The organism is Sphingomonas ginsenosidimutans (assembly GCF_002374835.1).
Lineage (GTDB): Bacteria > Pseudomonadota > Alphaproteobacteria > Sphingomonadales > Sphingomonadaceae > Sphingomonas > Sphingomonas ginsenosidimutans.
On the sequence record NZ_NWVD01000052.1, the window covers coordinates 1 to 842 of the forward strand.

Annotated in this window: 1 protein-coding gene; it reads left to right on the top strand. The window is 61.9% G+C overall.

Annotation, left to right across the window (positions count from 1 at the left end; genetic code table 11):
• The first annotated feature begins 63 nt into the window (after positions 1-63).
• Positions 64-821 (top strand): IS5 family transposase gene (locus COA17_RS18665; RefSeq protein ID WP_096614366.1). Its coding sequence is split into 2 segments (ribosomal slippage): positions 64-385 and positions 385-821, totalling 759 coding nucleotides; the frame shifts between segments, so codons are not numbered across the junction.
• The last annotated feature ends 21 nt before the right edge of the window (positions 822-842 follow it).

Below are 842 nucleotides of genomic sequence, written 5' to 3' on the forward strand. Positions count from 1 at the left end.
TAGGGTCAGGACCCATTGATGTGGGAGGCGCGATCTGATTCAGGCTCCGTGAGGAGAGAGTGGATGAGCGACCTGTACTGGCTGACGGATGAGCAGATGGCGCGTCTGCAACCGTTCTTTCCCAAGAGCCATGGCAAGCCTCGGGTCGATGATCGGCGGGTGCTCAGCGGCATCATTTTCGTCAATCGCAACGGGCTACGCTGGTGTGATGCACCGAAGGACTATGGGCCGCACAAGACGCTCTACAATCGCTGGAAGCGGTGGAGCGAGAGGGGTATTTTCCTGCGAATGATGGAAGGTCTCGCGGCAGCGGAGGCCGTGCCGAAGACCGTCATGATCGACGCGACCTACCTGAAGGCACACCGCACGGCATCGAGTCTGCGGGTAAAAAAGGGGATCTCGGCCGTCTGATCGGCCGCACGAAAGGCGGCATGAACACCAAACTGCACGCCGTCAGCGATGCGGACGGGCGGCCCTTGAGCTTCTTCATGACCGCCGGGCAGGTCAGCGACTACACCGGCGCGGCAGCCTTGCTCGACGATCTGCCGAAAGCACAGTGGCTGCTTGGCGACCGTGGTTATGATGCCGATTGGTTCAGAGACGCCCTGGAAGCCAAAGGCATCCAGCCCTGCATCCCGGGCCGCAGATCGCGCAACGAGCCGGTCAGATACGACAAGCGCCGCTACCGGCGCCGCAGCCGCATCGAGATCATGTTCGGCCGTCTGAAGGATTGGCGCCGCGTCGCAACTCGCTACGACCGCTGCCCAACCGTCTTCTTCTCTGCCGTCGCCCTCGCGGCCACCGTCATCTTCTGGCTATGACCAATGAGTCCTGACCCTAAG